The 24,718-nt window shown below is 62.9% G+C and carries 22 protein-coding genes and 2 pseudogenes; 7 read left to right on the top strand and 17 right to left on the bottom strand.

Features of this window, described 5'->3' with window-relative positions; genetic code table 11:
- Positions 1-100 precede the first annotated feature (100 nt).
- Positions 101-2,698: a Fe/S-dependent 2-methylisocitrate dehydratase AcnD gene (gene acnD, locus HDG32_RS07320; RefSeq protein ID WP_184064931.1), complete on the bottom strand. Its 2,598-nt coding sequence runs from the start codon at positions 2,696-2,698 to the stop codon at positions 101-103.
- 112 nt (positions 2,699-2,810) lie between these two features.
- The gene (prpC, locus tag HDG32_RS07315; protein WP_090809234.1) at positions 2,811-3,980 is read right to left on the bottom strand and encodes a 2-methylcitrate synthase; all 1,170 of its coding nucleotides are present in this window, start codon (positions 3,978-3,980) and stop codon (positions 2,811-2,813) included.
- Positions 3,981-4,217: 237 nt separating this feature from the next.
- Here prpC and prpR point away from each other — a divergent pair, with 237 nt between their 5' ends.
- On the top strand, positions 4,218-6,176 hold the full coding sequence (gene prpR / locus HDG32_RS07310; RefSeq protein WP_184064929.1) for a propionate catabolism operon regulatory protein PrpR: 1,959 nt from the start codon (positions 4,218-4,220) through the stop codon (positions 6,174-6,176).
- A 6-nt stretch (positions 6,177-6,182) separates the two neighbouring features.
- Here prpR and HDG32_RS36275 read toward each other — a convergent pair whose 3' ends face one another.
- The 8 genes from HDG32_RS36275 to HDG32_RS36265 all read right to left on the bottom strand — a co-directional run bounded on the left by HDG32_RS36275 (position 6,183) and on the right by HDG32_RS36265 (position 9,951).
- Complete coding sequence (locus tag HDG32_RS36275; RefSeq protein WP_260336222.1) at positions 6,183-6,608, bottom strand: hypothetical protein; 426 nt, start codon at positions 6,606-6,608, stop codon at positions 6,183-6,185.
- A gap of 106 nt (positions 6,609-6,714) precedes the next feature.
- Positions 6,715-6,921, bottom strand: a complete 207-nt coding sequence (locus tag HDG32_RS37200) for a glycoside hydrolase family protein (protein ID WP_409340008.1) — start codon at positions 6,919-6,921, stop codon at positions 6,715-6,717.
- A 167-nt stretch (positions 6,922-7,088) separates the two neighbouring features.
- Entirely contained in the window at positions 7,089-7,334 is a 246-nt protein-coding gene (locus tag HDG32_RS07300) for a hypothetical protein (RefSeq protein WP_184064927.1), read from the bottom strand.
- Positions 7,335-7,500: 166 nt separating this feature from the next.
- Entirely contained in the window at positions 7,501-7,764 is a 264-nt protein-coding gene (locus HDG32_RS07295) for a hypothetical protein (RefSeq protein WP_090809231.1), read from the bottom strand.
- A gap of 361 nt (positions 7,765-8,125) precedes the next feature.
- Entirely contained in the window at positions 8,126-8,401 is a 276-nt protein-coding gene (locus HDG32_RS07290) for a hypothetical protein (RefSeq protein WP_090809227.1), read from the bottom strand.
- Positions 8,401-8,673 carry a hypothetical protein gene (locus tag HDG32_RS07285; RefSeq protein ID WP_184064925.1) on the bottom strand — a complete coding sequence of 91 codons (273 nt, stop codon included), beginning with the start codon at positions 8,671-8,673 and terminating at the stop codon, positions 8,401-8,403. The genes HDG32_RS07290 and HDG32_RS07285 overlap by 1 nt, the downstream gene beginning before the upstream one ends.
- A gap of 84 nt (positions 8,674-8,757) precedes the next feature.
- On the bottom strand, positions 8,758-9,108 hold the full coding sequence (locus HDG32_RS07280) for a hypothetical protein (protein WP_221307645.1): 351 nt from the start codon (positions 9,106-9,108) through the stop codon (positions 8,758-8,760).
- A gap of 12 nt (positions 9,109-9,120) precedes the next feature.
- The gene (locus HDG32_RS36265; RefSeq protein WP_260336220.1) at positions 9,121-9,951 is read right to left on the bottom strand and encodes a hypothetical protein; all 831 of its coding nucleotides are present in this window, start codon (positions 9,949-9,951) and stop codon (positions 9,121-9,123) included.
- 176 nt (positions 9,952-10,127) lie between these two features.
- On the opposite strand from HDG32_RS36265, the gene HDG32_RS07270 reads away from it, so the two are divergent.
- Complete coding sequence (locus HDG32_RS07270; protein WP_184064923.1) at positions 10,128-11,210, top strand: tartrate dehydrogenase; 1,083 nt, start codon at positions 10,128-10,130, stop codon at positions 11,208-11,210.
- 96 nt (positions 11,211-11,306) lie between these two features.
- Here the strand turns inward: HDG32_RS07270 and HDG32_RS07265 are convergent, their stop codons facing one another.
- Positions 11,307-12,929 (bottom strand): hypothetical protein, encoded by a 1,623-nt coding sequence (locus HDG32_RS07265; protein ID WP_184064921.1) that lies wholly within the window; start codon positions 12,927-12,929, stop codon positions 11,307-11,309.
- Positions 12,926-13,861, bottom strand: a complete 936-nt coding sequence (locus HDG32_RS07260) for a glycosyltransferase family 2 protein (protein ID WP_184064919.1) — start codon at positions 13,859-13,861, stop codon at positions 12,926-12,928. Before HDG32_RS07260 ends, HDG32_RS07265 begins: the two co-directional genes overlap by 4 nt.
- Before the next feature lie 367 nt (positions 13,862-14,228).
- Here HDG32_RS07260 and HDG32_RS07255 point away from each other — a divergent pair, with 367 nt between their 5' ends.
- The 5 genes from HDG32_RS07255 to HDG32_RS07235 all read left to right on the top strand — a co-directional run bounded on the left by HDG32_RS07255 (position 14,229) and on the right by HDG32_RS07235 (position 18,961).
- Entirely contained in the window at positions 14,229-14,924 is a 696-nt protein-coding gene (locus HDG32_RS07255; RefSeq protein ID WP_184064917.1) for a class I SAM-dependent methyltransferase, read from the top strand.
- Between the two features lie 13 nt (positions 14,925-14,937).
- Entirely contained in the window at positions 14,938-15,345 is a 408-nt protein-coding gene (locus HDG32_RS07250) for a GtrA family protein (RefSeq protein WP_184039660.1), read from the top strand.
- 168 nt (positions 15,346-15,513) lie between these two features.
- Complete coding sequence (locus tag HDG32_RS07245; RefSeq protein WP_184064914.1) at positions 15,514-16,500, top strand: M14 family metallopeptidase; 987 nt, start codon at positions 15,514-15,516, stop codon at positions 16,498-16,500.
- Positions 16,501-16,884: 384 nt separating this feature from the next.
- Positions 16,885-18,243, top strand: a complete 1,359-nt coding sequence (locus tag HDG32_RS07240) for an MFS transporter (RefSeq protein WP_184064911.1) — start codon at positions 16,885-16,887, stop codon at positions 18,241-18,243.
- 385 nt (positions 18,244-18,628) lie between these two features.
- Entirely contained in the window at positions 18,629-18,961 is a 333-nt protein-coding gene (locus HDG32_RS07235; protein WP_184039654.1) for a hypothetical protein, read from the top strand.
- 24 nt (positions 18,962-18,985) lie between these two features.
- Here the strand turns inward: HDG32_RS07235 and HDG32_RS07230 are convergent.
- The 5 genes and pseudogenes from HDG32_RS07230 to HDG32_RS07210 all read right to left on the bottom strand — a co-directional run.
- Positions 18,986-19,535, bottom strand: a pseudogene (locus HDG32_RS07230) (glycosyl hydrolase 53 family protein); the annotation flags it as partial.
- Entirely contained in the window at positions 19,528-21,492 is a 1,965-nt protein-coding gene (locus HDG32_RS07225) for a beta-galactosidase (RefSeq protein ID WP_184064909.1), read from the bottom strand. The pseudogene HDG32_RS07230 and the gene HDG32_RS07225, both read right to left, overlap by 8 nt.
- 60 nt (positions 21,493-21,552) lie before the next feature.
- The gene (locus HDG32_RS07220; protein ID WP_184064906.1) at positions 21,553-22,404 is read right to left on the bottom strand and encodes a carbohydrate ABC transporter permease; all 852 of its coding nucleotides are present in this window, start codon (positions 22,402-22,404) and stop codon (positions 21,553-21,555) included.
- Positions 22,405-22,431: 27 nt separating this feature from the next.
- Positions 22,432-23,337, bottom strand: a complete 906-nt coding sequence (locus HDG32_RS07215; protein ID WP_090809213.1) for a carbohydrate ABC transporter permease — start codon at positions 23,335-23,337, stop codon at positions 22,432-22,434.
- Positions 23,338-23,415: 78 nt separating this feature from the next.
- Positions 23,416-24,669: pseudogene (locus tag HDG32_RS07210) on the bottom strand (ABC transporter substrate-binding protein).
- Between the last annotated feature and the right edge of the window lie 49 nt (positions 24,670-24,718).

Genomic DNA, 24,718 nt, shown 5'->3' with positions numbered 1-24,718 from the left:
TGTCCTGAGGTGACATGTTCTTTGATGAAGGGCGATGCGGCTCGTCAAGCCGCATCGCCCTGGTCTGTTGCGACGTTCACTGCAAACGCGCGTCTACCCGTCAAGCCGCTGCTCTGGTCGACTCGAGAAAGTCCTGCGCGAAACGCTGCAGCACGCCACCGGCCTCGTAGATCGACAGCTCTTCGGCCGTATCGAGCCGGCACGTCACCGGCACTTCGACGCGCTCGCCGTTGCGGCGATGAATCACCAGCGTCAGATCGGCGCGCGGCTTGCGCTCGCCGATCACGTCGAACGTCTCCGTGCCGTCGATGCCGAGCGTCAGGCGATTCACGCCGGGCTTGAATTCGAGCGGGAGCACGCCCATGCCGACGAGGTTCGTGCGGTGAATCCGCTCGAAGCCTTCCGCGACGATCGCTTCGGTGCCGGCCAGCCGCACGCCCTTCGCGGCCCAGTCGCGTGACGAACCCTGGCCATAGTCGGCGCCCGCGATCACGATCAGCGGCTGCTTGCGCTCCATATACGTTTCGATCGCTTCCCACATGCGCGTGACCTTGCCCTCGGGCTCGATGCGCGCGAGCGAACCGGCCTTCACCTGGCCATTCTCCAGCACCATCTCGTTCTTCAGCGTCGGGTTCGCGAAGGTCGCACGCTGCGCGGTCAAATGATCGCCGCGGTGCGTCGCGTACGAATTGAAGTCCTCTTCGGGCAGGCCCATTTTCGTCAGGTATTCGCCGGCCGCGCTGTCGGGCAGAATCGCGTTCGACGGCGACAGGTGGTCCGTCGTGATGTTGTCGCCGAGCACGGCCAACGCGCGCATGCCCTTCAGCGTGCGCTCGCCGGCGAGCGCGCCTTCCCAGTACGGCGGACGGCGAATATAGGTGCTTTCTTCGCGCCAGTCGTACAGCGGGTCGGCCTTCGCGCCGGTGTCGGGGGAGACCGCGAACATCGGTTCATACACTTTGCGGAATTGCTCGGGCTTCACGCTCGCGGCGACGATCGCATCGATCTCCGCATCCGACGGCCACAGATCTTTCAGCGTGACCGCATGACCGTACGCATCGACGCCGAGCACGTCCTTCTCGATGTCGAAGCGGATCGTGCCCGCGATCGCATAGGCGACGACCAGCGGCGGCGACGCGAGAAAAGCCTGCTTCGCATACGGATGGATGCGGCCGTCGAAGTTGCGGTTGCCCGACAGCACGGCGGTCGCATACAGATCGCGCTCGATCACTTCCTTCTGGATCACCGGGTCCAACGCGCCGGACATGCCGTTGCACGACGTGCACGCATACGCGACCACGCCGAAGCCGAGCTGTTCGAGTTCAGGCAAGAGCCCTGCCTCTTCCAGATACAGCGTGACCGCCTTCGAGCCCGGCGCGAGCGAGCTCTTGACCCACGGCTTGCGCACGAGTCCACGCCGGTTCGCGTTGCGTGCGACCAGGCCCGCCGCGATCATGTTGCGCGGATTGTTCGTGTTGGTGCAGCTCGTGATCGCGGCGATGATCACCGCGCCGTCCGGCATCAGACCGGGCTCGTTCTCGACCTTGCCGCTGACGCCGCGCGCGGCCAGCTCCGACACCGGCAAGCGGCGATGCGGATTCGACGGCCCCGCGAGCGTGCGCACCACGCTCGACAGATCGAACTCGAGCACGCGCTCGTAGTCGGCGTGCTTCAGCGTATCGGCCCACAAGCCGGTTTGCTTCGCATACGTTTCCACGAGTTTGACGAGTTCGTCGTCGCGGCCGGTCAGCTTCAGATAGCGGATCGTCTGCTCGTCGATGTAGAACATCGCGGCAGTCGCGCCGAACTCGGGCGCCATGTTCGCGATCGTCGCGCGATCGCCCAAGGTCAAATTCGCGGCGCCCTCGCCGTAAAACTCGAGGTACGCGCCGACCACCTTCTCTTTGCGCAAGAACTCGGTCAACGACAGAACCACGTCGGTCGCGGTAATGCCCTCGCCCGGCTTGCCGCTCAGCTCCACGCCGACGATATCGGGCAGCCGCATGTACGACGCGCGGCCGAGCATCACGCTCTCCGCTTCGAGGCCGCCGACGCCGATCGCGATCACGCCGAGCGCATCGACCATCGGCGTATGCGAGTCGGTGCCGACCAGCGTGTCGGGAAACGCGACACCGTCCTTCACCTGCACGACCGGGCTCATGCGTTCGAGGTTGATCTGATGCAGGATGCCGTTGCCCGGCGGAATCACGTCGACGTTGCGGAACGCGCGCTTGGTCCAGTTGATGAAATCGAAGCGGTCTTCGTTGCGGCGATCTTCGATCGCGCGATTCTTCGCGAACGCATCCGGATCGAAACCGCCGCACTCAACGGCCAGCGAGTGATCGACGACCAGTTGCGTCGGCACCACCGGGTTCACGAGCGCCGGATCGCCGCCTTGCGCGGCGATCGCATCGCGCAGACCCGCCAGATCGACGAGAGCGGTCTGGCCGAGAATGTCGTGGCACACGACGCGCGCCGGGAACCACGGAAAATCGAGCTCGCGCTTGCGCTCGATGATCTGTTTCAGCGAAGCGGTCAGCGTCACCGGGTCGCAGCGGCGCACCAGGTTTTCGGCGAGCACGCGTGACGTGTACGGCAGCTTGTCGTAAGCGCCGGGCTCGATCTTGTCGACCGCGGCACGCGTATCGAAGAAGTCGAGCTCGGTGCCCGGAAGGCGTTTGCGGTTGGCAGTATTCATGACGTAGGGACAGGACGGTTATCGGCCGCCGGACGGTATGCCGGCGGCGTCGGGCGGCGCTTCGCTCGCGCGCCGGCCGGACAGTGCGGGTAGTTTAGCTCGCGGCCTCAGCTCAAACGCGCTTCGCCAGCGGCACGAACGGCAGATCGTCCGGACCGGTGTAATTCGCGCTCGGGCGGATGATCTTGTTGTCGACGCGCTGCTCGATGATGTGCGCGCTCCATCCTGCCGTACGCGAGATCACGAACAGCGGCGTGAACATCGCGGTCGGCACGCCCATCATGTGATACGACACCGCGCTGAACCAGTCGAGGTTCGGGAACATCTTCTTCGCGTCCCACATCACCGATTCGAGGCGTTCGGCGATCGAGAACAGTTTCGTGTTGCCCGCTTCCTTCGACAGCTTCTTCGCGACTTCCTTGATGATCTTGTTGCGCGGGTCCGAGATCGTGTAGACCGGATGGCCAAAGCCGATCACGACTTCCTTGTTCTCGACGCGGCGGCGGATGTCGGCTTCGGCTTCGTCAGGCGTCTGGTAGCGCGACTGGATTTCGAACGCGGCTTCATTGGCGCCGCCGTGTTTCGGGCCGCGCAGCGCGCCGATCGCGCCGGTGACCGCCGAGTACATGTCCGAGCCCGTGCCCGCGATCACGCGGCCGGTGAACGTCGACGCGTTGAACTCGTGCTCCGCGTACAGGTTCAGCGAGACGTGCATCGCATCGACCCACGCCTTCGACGGCTCGACGCCATGCAGCAGATGCAGGAAATGACCGCCGATCGAATCGTCGTCGGTTTCGACCTCGATGCGCTTGCCGTTGTGCGAGTAGTGGTACCAGTACAGCAGCATCGAGCCGAGCGAGGCCATCAGCTTGTCGGCGATATCGCGCGCGCCGGGCAGGTTGTGATCGTCTTTCTCGGGCAGCACGGTGCCCAGCACCGACACGCCGGTGCGCATCACGTCCATCGGATGCGCGGCGGCCGGAATCCATTCGAGCGCGGCCTTCACGTTGGCGGGCAGGCCGCGCATCGACTTCAGCTTCGTCTTGTACGCGGTCAGTTCGGCCTGGGTCGGTAGCTTGCCGTGGACCAGCAGATAAGCGATCTCCTCGAATTCGCACGCCTCGGCGATGTCGAGAATGTCATAGCCGCGATAGTGCAAATCGTTGCCGGTCTTGCCGACCGTGCACAGCGCGGTATTACCCGCGGTCACGCCCGACAGCGCGACGGATTTTTTCGGTTTGAAAGCGCCTGCGTTCGGCGTGCTGTTGTCTGCTTCGCTCATCGATTGTCTCCAGAAAGGGTTGGAATTTGGCCATTGCTTCGACTGGGCTGCCTTGTACGCAAAGAACGGGCCAGGCCGCTCACCGCCAGCTAAGTGCCTGATTTGGCGGGAGTCCGGCGAAGCAATGACGCGACCCCGTCCGACGCTCGATTTCATTAATGAAACTCCGGATTTCAAATCGGCAATGAATGCTCGCATAATGGAGGTCCCGAACCATCCCGTTGCGAGCCGTCCGCCTTGAGCACGCCTCTTTATGAACCGCCGCAGCGTCCGCGCGTCTGGGCGCTCAGCATTAGCCGCCTGCGCGATCTGTTCTTCGACATCGCCGGCGAATACGTGGAACGCGCGGATGTTCGCATCGTGTCGCACGCCTTCGAAGACGCGGTGCGCGAAATCGAGGCCGCGGGCGCCGCGCGGCCCGACGTCGTGCTCGCGGGCGGCTCGAACGGCGCGTATCTGAAGACGCGCGTGTCGGTGCCGGTCGTGCGGATCAGTCCGACCGGCTACGACGTCATGCATGCGCTCGCCCGCGCGCGTCGGGAAGGCGCGCGCGTCGCGCTCGTCACGCACGGCGACACCCCCGACGAAGTGCGGCGGTTCGCCGCCGCGTACGCGCTCGATGTCACGTTCGCGTCGTACCAGTCGGCGCAGGACGCGGAGAGCGTCGTGCTCGATCTCAGCGATCGTGGCATCGACGTCGTGGTCGGCCCAGGCATGGTCACCGACCTCGCCGCGAATGCCGGCATGGGCGCGGTGTTTCTGTACTCGCGCGCGTCGGTGCGGGCCGGCTTCGACACCGCGCTCGAAGTCGCGCAGGCCACGCGCCGCGAAACCGTGCGACGTCAGCGGCTCGACACGCTGCTGCAGCACCTGCGCGACGGCGTGGTCGCGCTCGATGCGCAAGGCCGCGTCGAACTGATGAACCAGCGGCTCGCGGGCGTGCTCGGTATCGATGCGGCAAAGGCCGTCGGCCGCGCGCTGCTCGAACTCGCACCCGACCTCGCGGGCAGTCTGCCGGACGCGGAGGGCGACAGCTTCTGCACGGTGCGCGGCGCCAGCTATGTCGTGCATCGCGGGCCGCTCGCAAGCAGCGGCGCGGCGCCGGGCACCGTGCTGACGTTTCAGGAATCGCGCGCGGTCGAACGGCTCGATCGGACGCTGCGCGCGCGTCAACGCGTGCAGCAGTTCACCGCGCGCTACCGGCTCGACGATATCGTCGGCGCGTCGGAATCGATCGAACGGGTGCGCGCGCTCGTCGTGCGTTATGCGAGGTCGGACGCGACCGTGCTGATTCTCGGCGAAAGCGGCACCGGCAAGGAAATGGTCGCGCAGAGCATGCATCAACTGAGCGCGCGACGCGACTTCGCGTTCGTCGCGATCAATTGCGGCGCGTTTCCGGAGGCGCTGCTCGAAAGCGAGCTGTTCGGCTACGAGGAAGGCGCGTTCACCGGCGCGCGCAAGGGCGGCAAGGCGGGGCTGATCGAAGTCGCGCATCGCGGCACGCTGTTTCTCGACGAGATCGGCGAGATGCCGTTGCCGTTGCAGAGCCGCCTGTTGCGCGTGTTGCAGGAGCGCGAGGTGGTGCGGCTCGGGTCGACCGAGCCGATGCGCGTCGATATCCGCATCGTCGCAGCGACGCATCGCGCGCTGACCGACGCCGTTGCAGAGGGCAGTTTCCGTGCCGATCTGTACTACCGGCTCAACATCCTCAGCATCGCGCTACCGCCGCTGCGCGAGCGGCCGAACGACCTGCTGCCGCTCGCCGCCGAACTGTTGCGCCAGGCGGCCGCGCGCGAGCCGAGGCTGGCGGCGCGCGTGCCCGACGCGCAGACCGCCGCTCGCATGCTGGAGGGTTTGGGCGCGGCGTTGCGGCGCTATGCGTGGCCGGGCAATGTGCGCGAGTTGCAGAACGTGATCGAGCGGATCGCGGTTGAACTCGCCGATGGCGATGCGGACACGGATGCGAGTGCGGCGCTCGTCACGCGCGACATGCTGCGCGCGATCGCGCCGGAAGTCGTCGAGCCCATCGCGCGCGCGAAGCCGGCGGCGCTGACGCTGCGCGAGCGCAGCCGTCATGTCGAGGCCGATGAAATCCGCGCGGTGCTCGCGGTTCACGACGGTGATCGCGATGCGGCTTGCGCCGCGTTGGGCATCAGCAAGACGACGCTGTGGCGCAAGTTGAATGCGGGGCGGTAGAGAGGGTTACGGTTTCACTGCCCGCACGATCACGCCGTTCCAACCGAATACGACGCGATGCGCATCCATGCGGAATACGGCCGCGCAATTGTCGCTGTCCAGCAGTAGGGCCTTCGGGGGCAAGCCCGTATCTTCGAGGTTGATGCCGTAATAGTCTTTGAGCTTTGGCGCGGTCTCGACGGTGCGGACGTTGAAACCGCCGTGCGGACGACAGCGGTCGCCTGCGAATTCGATCTGCCCAGTCGATATGCTCAGCACCTTGCCGAGCAGTCGTTTTGCCTCAGGTATTCCGCCCGAGACATCGCTGTATGCGACCACATCGGTGACGGTCCATTTTCCGTTGAATGATGACGGGGTGGCCGTGACCCCGGTGGCAGAGCAGGTGGTCGCAATCAGGTAAATGATCAGCGCCGGGCACAGTGGTTTGAGCATCACGGTCGCTGCTTCCTGAAAGGCGCCGATTCCCGTACCCGCCGATTCGCCAGTCCCCGGCTTCTGCGGGGCGAGCCAATCGGGCGCCCCCGCCGATCGCGTGGGGTCACCTATTGAGCGACATGTGCTGCGCGACTCCTTCCATATCCCCCCGATTTGCAGGGTCCAGCGCTTCTCGTGTATTCCGATCCGTCGAGTTGTATGCGAAAGAGACTGCCGCGTCGAACTGCGCTTGTGTCAGTGCGTGCCCGATGACCGTGGCCCTAACGAGCCGCTCGGCGTCGTGAACGCGCGCCGTTAAGACAGCGTTCACCTGCTCAGGTCAGACCGCGCGCTGCAACTCCGCGTGTGTACAGGGTCCGAGGTGCGCCAGTGTTCCGACTCCCCACGTACAGTTTCCGTTGATGGGCGCATCGTTGTAATAGCGCATGACCACGCCCTCATTGAACCTGAGTGCAGCGTAACCTTCCGCGCTCATCCTCATTGCGTCGTTTGCACCCGGCGTATTTGCCGCCATGTCATCTCCTCGAAGACAATTGCATAGGCGAGCGCTACGGACAACTTGCTCACTGCCCGTAACGCGAGCGGAAATTTACCATCGCTTGCCCTGCTTGAAGCGCTATGCAGTAAATTTTGGGCCGTCGCCCAAACAAACCGCATACCGTCGTCATCCGGCATGCCGCGCTGATAGTCGAACGGCTGCGGATTGCTGAGATTCTGTGGCACGCGGGGCTTTTGTAATAGCGCCCATAAAAACCGCCTCAATAGAGGCAGTAACAGTAATGCAACAGGGGTACCAGGGGAAACAGGCAACCATCGACTCTGCTGCTGGCGACCCGATCATCATACGGACCCTTGACTGGTGGATCCGACTTCGCTGACGCGGTACGGCCTACGGAAACGGAAACTGATCCGGCTCCACGCGCAAACGTTGCTGCACTTCAGGGTGATATATCGAGAGAACGCCAAGCGCCATAGCGCCGAGACGCTTCGCGATGTTTTCACCTAATTTGCCGCCCGGAATCGCTGAAAGACGCCAAGGCGCGACAACGGCGTTTTCGCGTAGAGCGGCCAAGTCGGAATCCTTGAGTGAATACATTTCAAACTGTTGCAGCTCTTCGTTATACGAGACGACGAATGATTTTGACGGGACCATAGTTCAGTATCCTCGACATTGGTTATACAACCGGAAAGCGTTGTCCTTGCACGCGCGCCCCGTTGCCGCAGCGACACCACCGCAGCCGGAGCAGTCGTGGCGGCGGTACTCGCAAGGATGGGCGGGCAGCGGGCAGACGTGATCGTCTATCGCGACAGCACTGGGTAGTTCGAGGGGCTGCTGGTGGACGACGACGACAGCTTTGCCGGCTTTCTCCCACTCGGCGCACGTTCGCTAGCGGAAGCGCTCGCGCGACTTCCTGAAGCGCTCGCGGCCCTGCGCGCGCCGGACGCGCAACAGTAGGTTTGATAACTCCCGAATGCCCGTTGCACGCACAGCGCATAAGTGCGCGGGCGGCGGGCTACGTCTGTGAAGGCTTGTCGATCGGCTCTTGCGTAACCGACATGTACTGCTTGATGTCAGGCTGACCGAGCGCAATCACGTTGAGTATTGCGACGCCGAGCCTCCGCGCAAATTCGTCGTCGAGTTTGAAATCGTACTCATCGAGAAGGATCGGCATTTCGATTTTCCCAGCCAGCAACGGGGCAAGCCTGGTTGGGTCAACGGTTTGCACCGTGAGCCGTTGACGGTCCTCTGTATAGGTTAGAACCACGGAATACGGCGGATGAGTAGCCATCAATATCCTCTGCACTGTTGATAGTTCTGGAATGCCTGCGTTTTGCATAGCACGATGCCGCGTGTACCGCCCATTGGGCCAGCCAGTGCGTTGCACAGGTCTAGGTCCCGTTCGTACTGCGCGAAGCATTCGGTCTCGTGAAAATCGCTCACTCCGCGCGCCGCAATGTCCTGCACATCGTCACTCACGGCATCTGGCTGATAGTTGAACGCCTGAGCATTGCCGAGGTTCTGCGGCGCGCGCGGGCTGTTGCCATAGAGCGAACTTAACACTGGGTACAGTGTCTTTTAGCATCACGGCCACTGCTTCCCGAAAGGCGCCGATTCCCGTAGTCGGAGATTCACGAGTCGAATCGCCTACTCAGCGTCGATGTCGAGCGTCTCAAATTCCACAGCTAGCTCCGCGCCGGCCGTTGCGAGGACTAGCGCTACTTGAGACCCCGGCGTCTTCGAAAACCGCTCGCTTTTAGAGAGCATGGCGCGGGCGAGATCGTAATTCGTGTCCCCCGGCGTGAGGATCTTCATCTCAAAGACGATGTTATTGGACACGCTGAAATGTTCAACGGTGCAGCGACTGGTTCCGCTAAAAGTTGCCGTTGCTCGCTTCCCTTCATCCTCCAACATGACAATAAGTTTATGCTTATCCCGAACCACGAGAGCGTTGATATACCAGTCGTGGAAGTAACCAAATTCCTTGAGTTTGTCCATCAAACAAATCCTTTACCAAGGTAGCAGCGAAAATGCATTTCCCTTATCTCTAACGCCATTTTCCCAATTATGGGAGTGTGGAACGCCAAACCCGTGATCGTGACCGAAATCAATATCGACGGCCGCGTTACCGTCTCCGTCATATAAGCGCCATTGTTTCTTGCCCGATGTGTTTTCGACCCATTGGTTAGGTGACCCTCCTTCTGAGGGAAGCCATGCCGTTTGCATTTCACCGCCCGTGGGAATGTCCTCGCTGTACTCGAACGGCTGAGCTTCGCCTAACGAACCAACACGGGGAGAATACGACGGCGTACCGGCATTCTGCGGCACCCGGGGGCTGTTGCCATAGAGCGAACTTAGCATGTCCGCGTCGGCCGGTTGTTGCGCGCGCGCGGACGCTGTCCGGGACGCCTTTTCCCGCTGCTCCCGTATCGCCTGCACGCACTTGCGCATCTCGTCCCGCTCAGGGACGAAGATCAGGCTACCGTCCTTCACTTCGTTGTAGAGGGCTTTAGCAACCTCATCGTCTTTCATCCTGTACATATGAAAGCGGTTGTCACTCCGGCCGAGCATATCGCGTAACTCGTATGGCTGGTGCGACAGCAGCACGGATGGGCTATGTTGCAGCCACGCCGCGCGCGCTTCCTCCATGCCCTGCACAATGTCATCGTGCGCTTCGCGGGCTGTGCTCGCCGGCAATGCAAAATGGAACCACCGATCCACGTCAAACAACCAGCGAGACCTGATGTGAAGGTTGAACGATCTGTAAAGGCTGACCGAGAAGAAATGTCCGTGCCGCCTTTCACGGACCTCATGATGAGAACCCAGGGAAAGTGAAGTCATCGTGCCTCACAGTCAATAAAGGAGGCCAATTGTGCATCAAGGTACCATCCCAAAAAACCCCTGGTTAAGCCTTGCAGGAGGGGCACGCCGCGCCTGGCACGGCATGAACGAATGCACCACGAATAAAATGACCGCCACCACATCCCCAACCCAATTCTTCAAAGGAGAAGCCCAGCATGTCGAACAAATACCGGATTGCCGTCATCCCCGGCGACGGCATCGGCGTCGAGGTGATGCCCGAAGCGCTGCGCGTACTCGAAGTCGCGACGCAACGCTTCGGCATCGAGCTCGAATATCGGCACATCGAATGGGCAAGCTGCGACTACTACGCGAAGCACGGCAAGATGATGCCGGACGACTGGAAAGCGCAACTGCAATCGGCCGATGCGATCCTTTTCGGCGCGGTCGGCTGGCCCGACACCGTGCCCGATCACATCTCGCTGTGGGGGTCGCTGCTGAAGTTTCGCCGCGAGTTCGACCAGTATGTGAATCTGCGGCCCGCACGGCTCTTTGCGGGCGTTCCCTCGCCGCTCGCGGGACGCAAGGCCGGCGACATCGACTTCTGGATCGTGCGCGAGAACACCGAGGGCGAGTATTCGTCGGTGGGCGGCGTGATGTTCGAAGGCACCGAGCGCGAGTTCGTGCTGCAGGAGTCGGTGTTTACGCGGCATGGCAGCGAGCGCGTGCTGAAGTTCGCGTTCGATCTCGCGCAGCGCCGCGCGCGCAAGAAAATCACCGTCGCAACGAAGAGCAATGGCATCGCGATCAGCATGCCGTGGTGGGACAAATGCGCGGCCGGCATCGCCGCGCAGTATCCGGACGTCACGTGGGACAAGCAGCACATCGACATCCTGTGCGCGCGTTTCGTCCTGAACCCGGACCGTTTCGACGTGGTCGTCGCGACCAATCTGTTCGGCGACATCCTGTCCGATCTCGGCCCCGCGTGCACGGGCACGATCGGCCTCGCGCCGTCGGGCAACCTGAATCCGGACCGCAAGTTTCCGTCGCTGTTCGAGCCGGTGCACGGCTCGGCACCCGATATCGCCGGCAAGCACATCGCGAATCCGATCGCGATGATCTGGTCGGCCGCGATGATGCTCGACTTCCTCGGTCATTCGAGCGGCAAGGAGCGCGCAGCGCACGACGCGATCCTGAAGGCGATCGAGGCGACGCTGAGCGAGGGTCCGCACACCGGCGACCTTGGCGGCAAAGCAAGCACGAGCGAAGTCGGCGAGGCGATCGCGGCAAAACTCGCCTGATATGAACGGCGCGCCAGGCCCATCAAAGCGCGCTGCGAATGCCTGGCCGCCGATCGTTCGACATGAAGGGATGACGGCGCAACGCCGGATGCGCCGTCATCGACAGTTGCGCCGCTCGTAGAGCGACCATTCGCCCTCGTGCGTCACCAGGGCGACATCGCATTCGCTATTGGCGAAGAAATCTTTCGGCAACGGCCCCTCCTTGCGAACGAAGAAATAGCGGTACAGACGGCCATTGTCCTTATTCCATTCGAAACCCGCCGGATCGTGTTCGAGCGTCAGCGGGGCCATAGGCATCATGCCCGGCCTGAAGCGCGCGATCTGCGGCACGTAAGTCGCGAAGTTCGGATCGACGAAACCGTGTTTCTCCGCCTGATACCACAGCGACTGGTGCTCGTACGCGGCCGGGCTCCTGTACGCGGGACTCGCGCGATCGAATATCAGACTTAGCGCGCGTTGATCCGGTTCGGTCCGCGACAGCAGCGCGTCCAGCGGCGCGTTCTCGACGGCGAAACGATGCAGACGAACCGTCTGGTCCGCAAAGAAGATCCAGCATCCGGCGATGATCAACGCTTGTACGGCGACGCCGGGCAGCGCACCCCGGTTCGAACCGGACGACGCACGGCGAGCGCCGTTCGCCGACGTTTGCGGCGCGCAGAACATCAACGCATACGCGGGCAACAGAAACAGCGCGAAACGGTGATACAGGTACGCCGTCTTCAGCGCCGTGCCGGGTACGACGAACCACACGAACGCCACGGCGAGCATCGGCACGATGACCGAGCGATCGGGATTGATCCTGTTGCGCCACAGCCACGGCGCGGCGAACATCAGCGCGACGAGCGGCAAATACACGGCCGCGCTTTTGTTCATGCCCCACACGTAGACGGGCAGCGAAAGCACCCGCTGCAAGTCGAAGCCCCATTTGAATACGTCTACGCCGGGCACCGTCTGCCCCAGCAGCGGATCGGTCGCGCGGCTCCACAACATATACGCGATGCACAGCACACCGAGCGGCACGAACGGCGCGAGCGCGAGGATCTTGCGGACCAACGTCTTCTGTTTGAACAGCACGAAGCCGACGCCTACCGCCATCGCAAGCAGAAACACGAGCCCGTGACAGAAGAACAGCGCCGTGCCCGCAACGAACATCCATACCCCCTTCCTGACCGAAGTCGCCTTCGCATAGTCGTGCGAGAGCCACATGAACAGAATGCCCAACGGGGTCGCGACCAGAAACGTATAGAAGCCCCACATGAAGGCGAAGCCGAAAAATCCCGGCACGAACAGCCAGTCGAGCCGTGGATCGCCGCCCAGATACCTGCGAAAGCCCACGCATGACGCCACGAACGCGAAATACGCGAGCATCAGCACGCAATTGAGCGCGGCGCCGATCGGCATCAGATACGTGAGCGGCAGCGCGAGGCCGTAGCCGACGAGGTACGGCGTCAGCAGATTGAGCTGCACGAGGTTTTGCCACGGCGACGTATGCTCGAGCAGATCGCGCAGCAACATCACCTGTCCCGCGTGTTGCGGCAGGTCCACCAGGGGCGGACGCGGCGCGATCCAGAACAACGCTCCGCCATACAGCACGGTGACGATGAAAAGCACGCGCGGAAGAATGGTGGCGAGCCGGCCGGAGCGCGAAAACAGCGCGTCTGCGGACACCGCGTCGGCGCCCGGGGTCGCCGGCGCCGAACGATCGACGGGAGAATTCATAACGTTTGCTCAATGATGAAACGAGGACGCTGCTTGGTTTCGGCGTACGTCTTCGAGATGTAGCCGCCGATCACACCGAGAAAGAGCAACTGGATACCGCCGAGAAAGTACATCGGGATTACCGTCGAAGCCCAGCCGGGCACCGTGAGGTTGGTGAAGATGCGCGCATAGGCGGCCCATGCGCCGAAGCACAGCGAGCCGATCGCCAGCAATGCGCCGATGCGCGTACTCCATTGCAAGGGAACGGCGGAGAACGACGTGATGCCGTCCAGCGCGAGGACGATCATTTTGCTGAGCGGGTATTTGCTCTCGCCCGCAAAGCGCGCGGCGCGCTCGTATTCGACGATCGCAGTCTTGAACCCGAGCAGCGGAATGATGCCGCGCAGGAAAAGATTGACCTCCTGAAACTGACGCAACGCTTCCACTGTCTTGCGGCTCATCAGGCGAAAATCCGCGTGGCCCGGCAGGATATCGACGCCGAACGTCCGGAGCAGCTTGTAGTAGTTGCGAGCGGTGAAGCGCTTGAAGAATGTGTCCGACGTACGTTTGTGACGCACGCCGAAGACGATTTCCGCACCCGACTGATATTCCGCGAGCATGCGTGGAATGGCTTCGATATCGTCCTGAAGATCCGCGTCGAGACTCACGAGTACATCGCCTTGAGCCGTCATCAGACCGGCGAGCAGCGCATTCTGATGGCCGCGATTGCGCGAGAGTTTGATGCCGCCGCAGCGGGCATTCTGCGCGTGCAGCACTTCGATGATCGACCAGGTACGGTCGCGGGAACCATCGTCAATGAAAGTGATGCGGCTTTCGTTGCTCACCTCGCCGGCTTCGATCAATCGCTCCAGAAGTGCGAGCAGCCGCTTGCCTGTCTCGGTGATAACCTCTTCTTCGTTGTAGCACGGTACGACGAGATTCATCGTCGTCATAGGCAACTCCCCATTCTGAAGCTGGCTCGACCCAGAGTCAGGCACAGAGTCCGGCGTTTAACCTAGTTGGACATTAGTACGCATCGCCGACCACAGGCAAGCATAAGGACCTCTTTGTCCGAAATGTGCTAATGCATCGGAAAAAACGTCGAATTAGAGCCGCAACGGAATTACCACATCGGAATGCGAACAACCACTTTTTACTGGCACTGGTCTGCATCAGCATGCCGATACGCGCAAGGCCATGCGATTGTTCGCGTGGTCCCGTATGATTGGGTCGTGGAGACAATGGAGAATGCATGAACCGTCACGCCAGATCGCTTTCCAATTGCCTTTGGAACCGATGTTCACGGAAAGGATGAATAGCATGGACAAGGCCGAGTTCGACAGCTTTGCTGACGAGTATCTTTCGCTGCACGCCCGTAACATCGCGGCATCGGGAGAAGGTCCGGAGTTTTTCGCCGAGTACAAGATCCGCGACATCGCCGAGGAGATGACGCGACGCGATGCGCTGCCCGCGCGCATGCTCGATTTCGGATCGGGCGTGGGCACGTCGATTCCATGGGTGAAGCGCTATTTGCCGGACGCACAGCTCACGTGCGCGGATGTATCGGAGCGTTCACTGGAAGTCGCGCAAAGCCGCTTTCCCGATTCCTCGCGCTTCGTCCACTTCGACGGTCACACGCTGCCTTTCGAGCAGGGCGAATTCAATCTCGCCTATGCGATGTGCGTGTTCCATCATATCGATCACGCCGAGCATGTTCATTTGTTGGGCGAACTGAAGCGCGTCGTGGGTCCGCGGGGCACGGTCGTCATCTTCGAGCATAATCCGCTGAACCCGCTGACCGTCAGGGCGGTCAACACCTGCGAGTTCGATGTGAACGCCAAACTGATCACCGCGCGCAACATGAAGCGGGCGTGCCTCGATGCGGGCTTTTCCGACGTTGTCGTGCGCTTCCGGATTTTCTTTCCTCACATGCTGGCCAAACTGCGTCCACTCGAAAAATATCTGACCCATGTTCCGCTCGGCGCCCAATACGCCGTCTACGCGAGCGCCGCATGAAGGCGGCCATTCGATGAACAGTCTACGCACGACAGCATCGCGTACCGAACCTCTTCGCCAGTTCATCAAATATCTTCTGGTTGGCGGCCTCAATACGGTGATCTCGGCCGCCATCATCTTTATCGTGCAAGCGGCGGGCGCGATTCCTGTAGTTGCCAACATAGTCGGCTACGCGATGGGTGTGGGACTGAGCTTCGCGCTCAACAGCAGGTTCACGTTCAGGACGGAGGCCACGCGGCACACCGCCATCCGCTTTCTGATCGTCGTGCTGATCTCGTACCTGGCCAATCTCGCGACGATGGTTTCGGTGTTGCATCTCACGCACGCGCCCTATCTCGCGCAACTGTGCGGCATTCCCGTCTACGTGATCGTGGGCTTTCTCGGCAACCGGTATTGGGCGATGCGCGGGCGCGCACGCTGACGATGCGCCTCGTATCCGCACGTCATTGATATCCGTTCACGATTTTGTCGACGTGGCGGGATACGGTAAGCACATGTCTGAAGAACATTTACTATCTTTTGCGGAAGGCGCCAGGAATAACAACGTCTTACGAAAAGATTATCAATGCCATTCACCGAGGACGCCGCCATGAGTCGAGAAGCCTATCCGATCGAAGTCGAATTCCCCGATATCGCGCCGCACGAGCCATCGTCGTCGGGCGTTGCATACGTCCATACGTTCGATTCGGGCGTGCCCGGCCCGCACGTGATGATCAACGCGCTCACGCACGGCAACGAAGTGTGCGGCGCGATCGTCGTCGACGAACTGCTGCGCCGCGCGCTGCGGCCGCGACGCGGGCAGCTCACGCTGTCGTTCGCGAACGTCGCCGCGTACCGGCGCTTCGATCCGGCGAATCCGGACGCCGCGCGCTTCGTCGATCAGGACTTCAATCGCGTATGGACGGCGGCGGTGCTCGACGACACGTCGCGCAGGTCGAGCGAGCTGCAGCGCGCGCGTGCGATGCGCCCGGTGATCGATACGGTCGACGCGCTGCTCGACCTGCATTCGATGCACGAGCGGTGCAAGCCGCTGATCGTCGCGGGACCGCTGCAAAAAGGCATCGACCTCGCGGTGCGGCTCGGTACGCCCGCCACGGTGATCTGCGACGAAGGGCATCCCGAAGGCCGCCGCATGCGCGACTACGAAGGGTTCGGCGATGCCGCGAGCCCGAAGAACGCGCTGCTGATCGAATGCGGCCAGCATTGGGAGCGCCGTGCGGTGGCCGTCGCGCGCGATACGACCGCGCGCTTCCTGCTGCTGGCCGGCGTGATCGACGAAGCGGATCTGCCGCCTGGATGGCTCGCGCCATTGCCGCCCGAGCAGAACATCGTGCGCGTGACACAGCCGGTCGTCGCAACCAGCATGGACTTCAGCTTCGCCGCGGCGTACACCGGCCTCGAGGTTTTCGCCGAAGCGGGCGCCGTGATCGGCTGGTCGAACGGCGAAGAGGTGCGCACCCCCTACGACAACTGCATGCTCGTGATGCCGTCGCTGCGGCAGTTACGCCCCGGTGTGACGGTGGTCCGGCTGGGGCGAATCGAGCGGACGGTGGCCAATCCCGGGGTGACGGCCTGACGGTCAGATGTCTCGACGCCGTTCGCCGGTTGCTTTGGCGCGTTGAGCTTGGCGCGCCTCGTCCTTTCTGCGGCCCTATTGCAGCGCGCCGCCTCCCACGCATCGGCGGGCACGTCAGCCACTGCGAAGCTCGGGTATTCCCCCGTTGACCGCATCGATTTCATTCCTTACAGTGGCGCGCGTTCGCATAGAGAATCACAGTTCTTTATTCGAACAAATTCCCTCGCCCGGCGCGATTCCGTCAAACCGATCCGTCCGGGATGATTCATTGCCGATGAACGGCCAGTTGGCCCGCCGCAGGCATCGTACGCCGTTGCCAGACGGCGTACAGTCTTAGAGAAGAATAGCTCGTCGTGTCGGGCCTTTCGCTGCCAGGAGACCATCATGAACCGCAGCCCCGCTGTGAACGTTCAAACCTTCATCAACGAGCATCCGTTTTCGCCGTTCCAATGGCTGATCTTTTTCATGTGCTTCATCATCGTCCTGCTGGACGGTTTTGACACTGCTGCGATCGGCTTCATCGCGCCTTCACTGATCACCGAATGGGGTATCGACAAGCCCGCGCTCGCGCCGGTGCTGAGCGCCGCGCTGTTCGGCCTCGCGTGCGGCGCGCTCGGCTCGGGTCCGTTGTCCGACCGCCTCGGGCGTCGCTCGATGCTGGTCGGCTCGGTGCTGCTGTTCGGCGTCGCCTGCCTCGCGTCGGCGTTTTCGACCGGCATCGACCAACTGACCGTGCTGCGCTTCGTCACCGGCGTCGGCCTCGGCGCCGCGATGCCGAACGCGGTCACGATGATGGGCGAGTACTGCCCGGACAACCGCCGCGCCACCATGATCAACCTGATGTTCTGTGGCTTCCCGCTCGGCGCCGCGTTCGGCGGCTTCCTCGCCGCGTGGATGATTCCGCATCTGGGCTGGCGCAGCGTGCTGATCCTCGGCGGCGTCACGCCGCTGCTGCTGTTGCTGCTGTTGCTCGCGAAGATGCCGGAGTCGGTCCGCTACATGGTCGCGAATAACAAGCCGGCCGAGCGGATTCGCGCCGCTCTCGCGCGCATTTCCGGCGACGCGGTGCAGGCCGTCGGTTTCACGATGACCGAAACCGCGCCGCAAACCGGCGGCAAGGGGCTCGGCGTCGTGCTGTCGCGCTCGTACATCGTCGGTTCGGTGATGCTGTGGGTCGCGTACTTCATGGGCCTCGTGATCTTCTACGCATCGATCAACTGGATGCCGATCCTGCTGAAGGACGCCGGCCTCACGCCGCAACGCGCGACGCTGATCTCCGCGCTGTTCCCGCTCGGCGGCGTCGGCGCGGTACTGGCCGGCGTGCTGATGGACCGCTTCAACGCGAACCGCGTCATTGCGGTGTGCTATGCACTGACCGCCGTCAGCGTGTACTTCATCGGTCAGGCGGCCGGCAACGTCGGCGCGCTCGTGCTGATCGTGTTCATCGCCGGCGTGCTGATGAACACCGCGCAATCGTCGATGCCGGCGCTCGCTGCCGCGTTCTACCCGACCGTGGGCCGCGGCACGGGCGTCGCGTGGATGCTTGGCGTCGGCCGCTTCGGCGGCATTGCGGGTTCGTTCCTCGTAGCGGAGCTGGCGCGCCGCCACTTCTCGTTCGGCGGCATCTTCGCAACGATCGCGGTGGCGGGTCTGCTATCGTGCGTCGCGCTGCTGATCAAGCAGGCGGCACGGCCGCAGGCGGCGGAAGCGGGTGCGTCGAAGACGGAGTCGTTCGGCCATTGAGCCTGCAATGAAATGTGCGCACCAGCGGACCGGTAACGGGTCGACCGAGTGGTGACCCAGAAGCCGCCCCGCGAATCGCAGGGCGGCTTTTTGTTTCGCTGAACGCCTGGAATCTCTCGCTTACCTGAACGCGAGCTGTTGCTCGACACACAGCAGCACGGCAATCAGAACCATCGCCGCGCCTGAAACCTGGCTAAAGGATCGGCCGCTGCCGCTGTGACGCATCGACGTCACACCCGTTCGCCTGCGGCATTGTGATCCACGGCGGCGAAAAGCGCCCCGGCCTACTTCCCGATACACTACGCAACAATTTTTCCGCGCGCGGCCAGGCGCGGCGATCACCGCCGCTGCCGCGCCGCCGCCGTCTCATGTCAGGACTCCGGTAATGAAACGCGTAGTCGTATCCGCGCTCGTCGCGCTGTGCATCGCACAGCCGGCCGCTCAGGCCGTCGCGCAGACCGTCAGCGATCAATGTTTCGCGCTCGGCGATATCGCCGGCCAGGTCGCGTCGTGGCGCGCACACAAAAAGACCAAAGCTCAGGCGCTCGAACAGGCCGCCCACTACTACAAAGACCCGTCCGACCGCGCGGCCGTCGACGCGATCATCGAAAAGATCTACAGCCCCGACGCGCCACACATGACGCCCGATCAGGCGAGCATGGCGATCACGTCGGAGTGTGTGAACCAGCACAAGGGGCAGGCATCGCCGGCACAGTGATGCCGGCGTGTCACCCGCGACGCGCTAGCGCCGCCGGAACGCATCCAGCGACGACAGTGCGTTGCCGCGGAAATCGAACAGCGTGTTGTTGTCCCACTGGTCGCACCGCGCCGAGAAACTGCGCCTGGCCGGCGGGCGTCTGCGGGTACGGCGAGGTGCCGACATTGGTCATCGAGTCCGGTTCCGGATCGCCGTCGCTGGTCGTCCACGGATACGCGGTCTCGACGACGATCACGTCCTTGTCGTAGCGCGTCGCAAGATCGTTCACATTGCCCTGCAGGTCGCTGAACGAGCCCTGCCCGATCACGTCGAACGTGACGCCACGCTGCGTCATGTTGTCGAACCACCAGCGGCTCGTCGCGTTGTTGCCGCCGCTGTCGATATGCAGCATCACCTTGATGCGCCCGTCGACGGATTTGACCGCGTCGTGCCCGGCCTTCAGCAGCGCCGCGAGGTTATCGAGCTGATCGTACTTGCCGAGCGGCCACAGCATGCCACCGGTAATCTCATTGCCGATCTGCACCCACTCGGTTGACTTCCTGCCGTGACGTGACAACCACACCACGTCACGCGTCTTTCCACGCGCAGACGTCGCCGGTATTCAGGCGCGGCTCGCCGAGCACGAACGTCGCATTGCGCGGTGCTGGCGCCTGCACCGGTTGCGCGCCGAAATTGAATGCGAAGGTCAAGCCGCCGCGGCGGCGCAGCCTCAGTCCGTCGGCGAGTACCTGCGTATCGAGGCCCGCATCGCGCGCCGCCTGCCGCAACAGCGTGCGATGCAGTTCATGCGACAGCCAGCCGGCCACATAGCGCACGTTGCCGTGCGTCAGCAGCGCGGGCCAGGCATCGTCGAAGCGCGCGGCAATGCCTGTCTCGCCATTGGCGCGCACATGCTCGCGCCAGTGCAGCGCGCGACCCTCGGTGCCGTCGATCGACAGCGCGGGCGCGAGCGTCGAGCGCAGCGTTTCGACTTCGAGCACCTGGATCGGCAGCGCGCGCTGCAACGCGCCGGGCGGCAGATTGCCGGGAATCGCGAACGCGTCGGTTTTCGAGCCGCTGCGTGGGCCGAACACCCATTGCGCGTTCGAACGCGCGATCTGCTCGACGAGCGCGGCGTCGATCACCGCGAGGCTCGGCACCACGACTAGCTGGTAGCGCGAAAGATCTGCCCGGCTCGACACGATATCGACATCGAGCCCGAGTTCGCGCAGCGACTCGTAGTAGTCGAACGCGAGCGTCTGGTAGTCGAAGCCCTTGCCGTGACGCTGGATTTCGAACATCCACTGCGTCTCGTAGTCGAATACCAGCGCGGTGGCCGCGCGCGCGGGCGCGGCGAGCGTCGACAGCACCGTACTGCCCGCGATCTCACGCGCGGCCCGTTGCACCTCGAGACCGCCCGGCGACAGTTCGTCGTTCGGCAGATTGAGCCCGGAATGCATCTGCTCCTGCGCATACGGGAACTGACGCCAACGGAAATACGACACCAGCTCCGCGCCATGCGCGAACGCCTCGTACGCCCATAGCCGCACCATGCCCGGCGCCGGAATCGGATTGCACGACGCCCAGTTCACCGGACCGGCCTGCTGCTCCATCACCCAGAAGCGCCCGCCGCCAATGCCCCGGTAGCGGTCGTGATCGAACGCGGACACGTCGGGATGTCCGGTACGCGCGAAGCGCGCCTTCTGCTCCTGCGGCAACGCGATCGACTCAGTGCGCGCAATCGGATAGCTGTCCCATGCGGCGACGTCGATCGCGTTGTCGGCGGCGAAGCGATAGTGATCGAAGGTCGTGAAAAAGCCCATGAAGTTGTGCAGCAGATCCGCGTTCGGCGCATGCTCGCGCAACACCTCGATCTGCTCGCGATGGAAGCTCGCCACCTCGTCGGACATGAAGCGGCGGAAGTCGAGCAGATGGATCGGATTGGCGTCGGTGGGTGTCAGCGTCGGCAGCCCGATCGCGTCGAACGACGGGTACTCCATGCTCCAGAACACGTTGCCCCACGCGTCGTTCAACGCGCCGATCGTTGCGTAGCGCCGCTGCAGCCACGCGTGAAAGCGCTGCAACGCCGCAGCCGAATAGCTCGGCACCGTGTCGTGGCAGCCGAGTTCGTTATCGGTCTGCCATGCGACGATCGACGGATGCCGGCCATAGCGCTTCGCCATCGCGGTGACGATGCGCACGCATTCGCGCCGGTACGTGTCGCTCGAAATATCGTAGTGACGCCGCGAGCCGAAATTCCAGCGCGCGCCGTCCGCGCGCACCGGCAACACGTCCGGATGCGCGTCGACGAGCCACTTCGGCGGCGACGCGGTCGGCGTGCCGAGCACGAGTTTCAGGCCCGCTTTCGCGAGCGTTTCGACCGCTTCGTCGAGCCATTGCCAGTCGAATTCGCCGGCGCGCGGCTCCATACGGCTCCACGCGAATTCAGCGATCCGCACATGCGTGATGCCGAGTTCGACCATACGTTGCGCGTCGTCGGCCCACATCGCGCGCGGCCATTGTTCCGGGTAGTAGCAGACACCAAGTTGCATGTGAAAGTCTCGTGGTGAGTTGACGTCGAGCCGTCGTTTCAATCGTGTTTCAAGCGCCCTTTATCCCTTGCTCGCCCCGAAGGTCAGTCCGGCGACGAAGTGCCTTTGCATGCCGAAGAACATCAGCACCGAAGGCAACGCGGCCAGCACCGAGCCCGCCGCGACGAGGTTCCACGCAGTCGTCCACTGCCCTTTCAGCGCGGCGACGCCCACCGTGATCGGCGCGGCGGCGTCGCCTTGCGTGAGGCACAGCGCCCAGAAGTAGTCGTTCCACACGAACGTGAACACGAGGATCGCGAGCGCGGCGAGCGCGGGGCGAATCAGCGGCAGCACGATGCGCAGATAGATCGTCCACTCGCCCGCGCCTTCGACGCGCGCGGCCTCGATCATCTCGAACGGCAGTTGCTTGATGAAGTTGCGCAGAAACAAGGTGCAGAAGCCGGTCTGAAACGACACATGAAAGATCACCAGCGCCCACACGGTGTTGAACAGGCCGAACTTCAGCGCCATGTCGCGCACTGGAATCATCAGGATCTGGATCGGCACGAAATTGCCGGCGACGAACGCGAACAGCACGGCCGTGTTGCCCGGAAAGCGATACGTCGCCAACGCGAAGCCCGCCATCGACGCGAGCACGATCGCGCCGATCACCGACGGCACCGTGATCAGCACGCTATTGGCGAAGTAATGCAGCATCGGCGTTTGCGTGAGCGCGGTGCCATAGTTCTCCAGCAACGCGAAGTGTTTCGGCCACGTCCAGTAGTCGCCTTGCGACAATTCATCCGTCGAGCGGATCGAGGTCAGCAGCACGGCGAGCATCGGCAGCAGCCAGATAAACAGCGCCAGCGGCAGCGAGGCCTTGTAAAGCGTGCGATTCAGCGGTTTCCAGCGTTCGACGGGAAGCGGATACATGACCGGGTACTCCTGACGTTCAGAGAATCAGCGTTCCTCGCGCAACATGCGGCGCAGATGGAACACGATATAGACGAGCATGATCGCGAACAGCACGACTGCAATCGCGGCGGAATAGCCTTCGCGGTAGTACTTGATCGCCTGGTCGTACATGAAATAGGCGAGCACGGTGGAACTGTCGAACGGACCGCCGCCACTCATCACCGCGATCAGATCGAAGCTGCGCAGTGCGCCGATCACGGTCAGCACCACCGCCATGAAGGTGGCCGGCCGCAATTGCGGCAGGATCACGTGCCACAGCAGTCGCAGCCCTTGTGCGCCTTCCATGCGCGCGGCCTCGACCACCTCGGGATTGATGCCGGTGAGCCCGGTCAGATACAGGATCATGCAGAACGGCGCCTGCGGCCACAGCGCGGCGAAGATGATGCCGAACGTGACCGTGTGCGGATCGCCGAGCACCGGGATGCCACGGCCGACGATCAGCCGCAGCAGCCCGAACGTCGGATCGTAGAACCAGCTGAATACGAGGCCGACCACGACGCCCGACAGCACGAACGGCGCGAAAAACAGCGACTTCACGACGCGCATGCCGCGCACCTGCTGGTTCAGATACAGCGCGAACAGCAGACCGAGAGGCGGCGCGAGCAGAAACAGCGCGAGCCAGATCAGGTTGTTCTTCAGCGCCGTATAGAACGTATCGGACTGAAACAGCTCGACGTAATTGGCGAGACCGGCGAAGGTCTTCGGCGTCATGCCGTCCCAGTGGTAGAAGCTCAGCGAAATGCTGCTGATGATCGGATAGATCACGCACAGCGCGAACAACGCGCAGCCCGGCAGCAGAAAGAAAAACGCGGCGCGATGCTGATGACGGCGCGTCGTCGAGACGCGACGGTGCCGCGCCGCGGGCAGGCGGCGCGCTGCGGTATGAGACATGGAGCGGCCTCGTCGGAAATCGAAGGCGGAATTGGGACCCGCAAGCCGGCCGCGCTCAGGCGGCCGGCGCGGCGGGACTTACTTCTGGTAGATGCGCTTGCGCGTCGCTTCGAGATGAGCAAGCACGCTGTCGAGTTGCGACGGATCGCTGTAGAACTGCTGCATGGCCTTCATGCCTTCGTCGGCCATTTCCTTCTGCATATCGCGATCGTAGAACTGCGCGATGCCGCCCTTCGTGTTCGCGAGCGTCTGGAAGCCGACCTTCGAGATCGCGTCCTCAGGCGCCGCCGCCTGGCTGTTCGACGGCAACTGTCCCCAGCCCTTCGCGAGTTCGGCGTTGATCTTCGGCGTCTCCATGAACGCGAGCAGCTTGCGCGCGTCGGCCTTGTTCTTCGCCTTCGCCGGAATCAGCAGCACGTTGACGGGGCCGTCCTCGGCCATCGGCACGTTCGCGTCGAGCACCGGAAAGCGGAAGAAGCCGATCTGGTCCTTGATCGACGGCGGGAAGCTCGCCGAGAAGAACGTGCCCATCAGCATCATCGCGGCTTTGCCGTTGTTGAGGATCGGGCCGATCGAATCGACGTCGTACGACAGCGCATTGTCGATAAAGTCGTGATTGTCGAGCAGCGTCTTCCACGTCGTGTAGACCTTCTTCACGCGCGGATCGGTGTACGGAATTTCGCCGGCCATCAGCTTCTGATGGAACTCGTTGCCGTTGATGCGCAGATCGAGATAGTCGAACCAGGCGGCCAGCGTCCAGCTGTCGCGTGCAGCCACCGCGATCGGCGCGACGCCGATCGCCTTCAGCTTCTTGTTGGCTTCGAGCAGTTCGTCCCACGTTTTCGGCTCGCTCCTGATGCCGGCCTTCTCGAACAGATCCTTGCGATAGAAGAAGCCGTACGCGTCATAGCCGAGCGGTGCCGCATACTGCTTGCCCTTGTACGTCGACGCGTCCTTGACCGACGCATACTGCTGCGACCAGCCGTTCTTCGCCCAGTCCGAGCTCAGATCTTCGAGCAGACCACGTTGCGCGTAATAGGCCATCCGCTCGCCGTCGTGCCACGAGACGACGTCGGGTGGATCGGTGGCGAGCCAGCCGCCCATCTGCACCTTGTAGGCTTCCTCGGTCACGTAGGTGATTTTCAGGTCGATGTCGGGATTGGCTTTCTTGAACTGGTCGAACGCATCCTGCCAGGTCGAGCGCTAATTACCGCGCGCCGATACGTTGACGTTCAGCGTGGCCGCGTCGACCGCGGCGCTGCCGAGCGCGCCGACCATCACGGCGGCGGCGATCGACACCTGTGCGAAATGGCGAAGGCGAAGAGCAATCATCTATGTCTCCTTGTCTACCTTGTTGACCGGCTACGCAGCGTGGCCGGCG

Origin of the sequence: Paraburkholderia sp. CI2 (assembly GCF_014201055.1) — a bacterium.
GTDB classification, from domain to species: domain Bacteria; phylum Pseudomonadota; class Gammaproteobacteria; order Burkholderiales; family Burkholderiaceae; genus Paraburkholderia; species Paraburkholderia tuberum.
The sequence above is the reverse complement of the archived record's forward strand: the minus strand, read 5'-3'. Positions and strand labels throughout refer to the sequence as shown.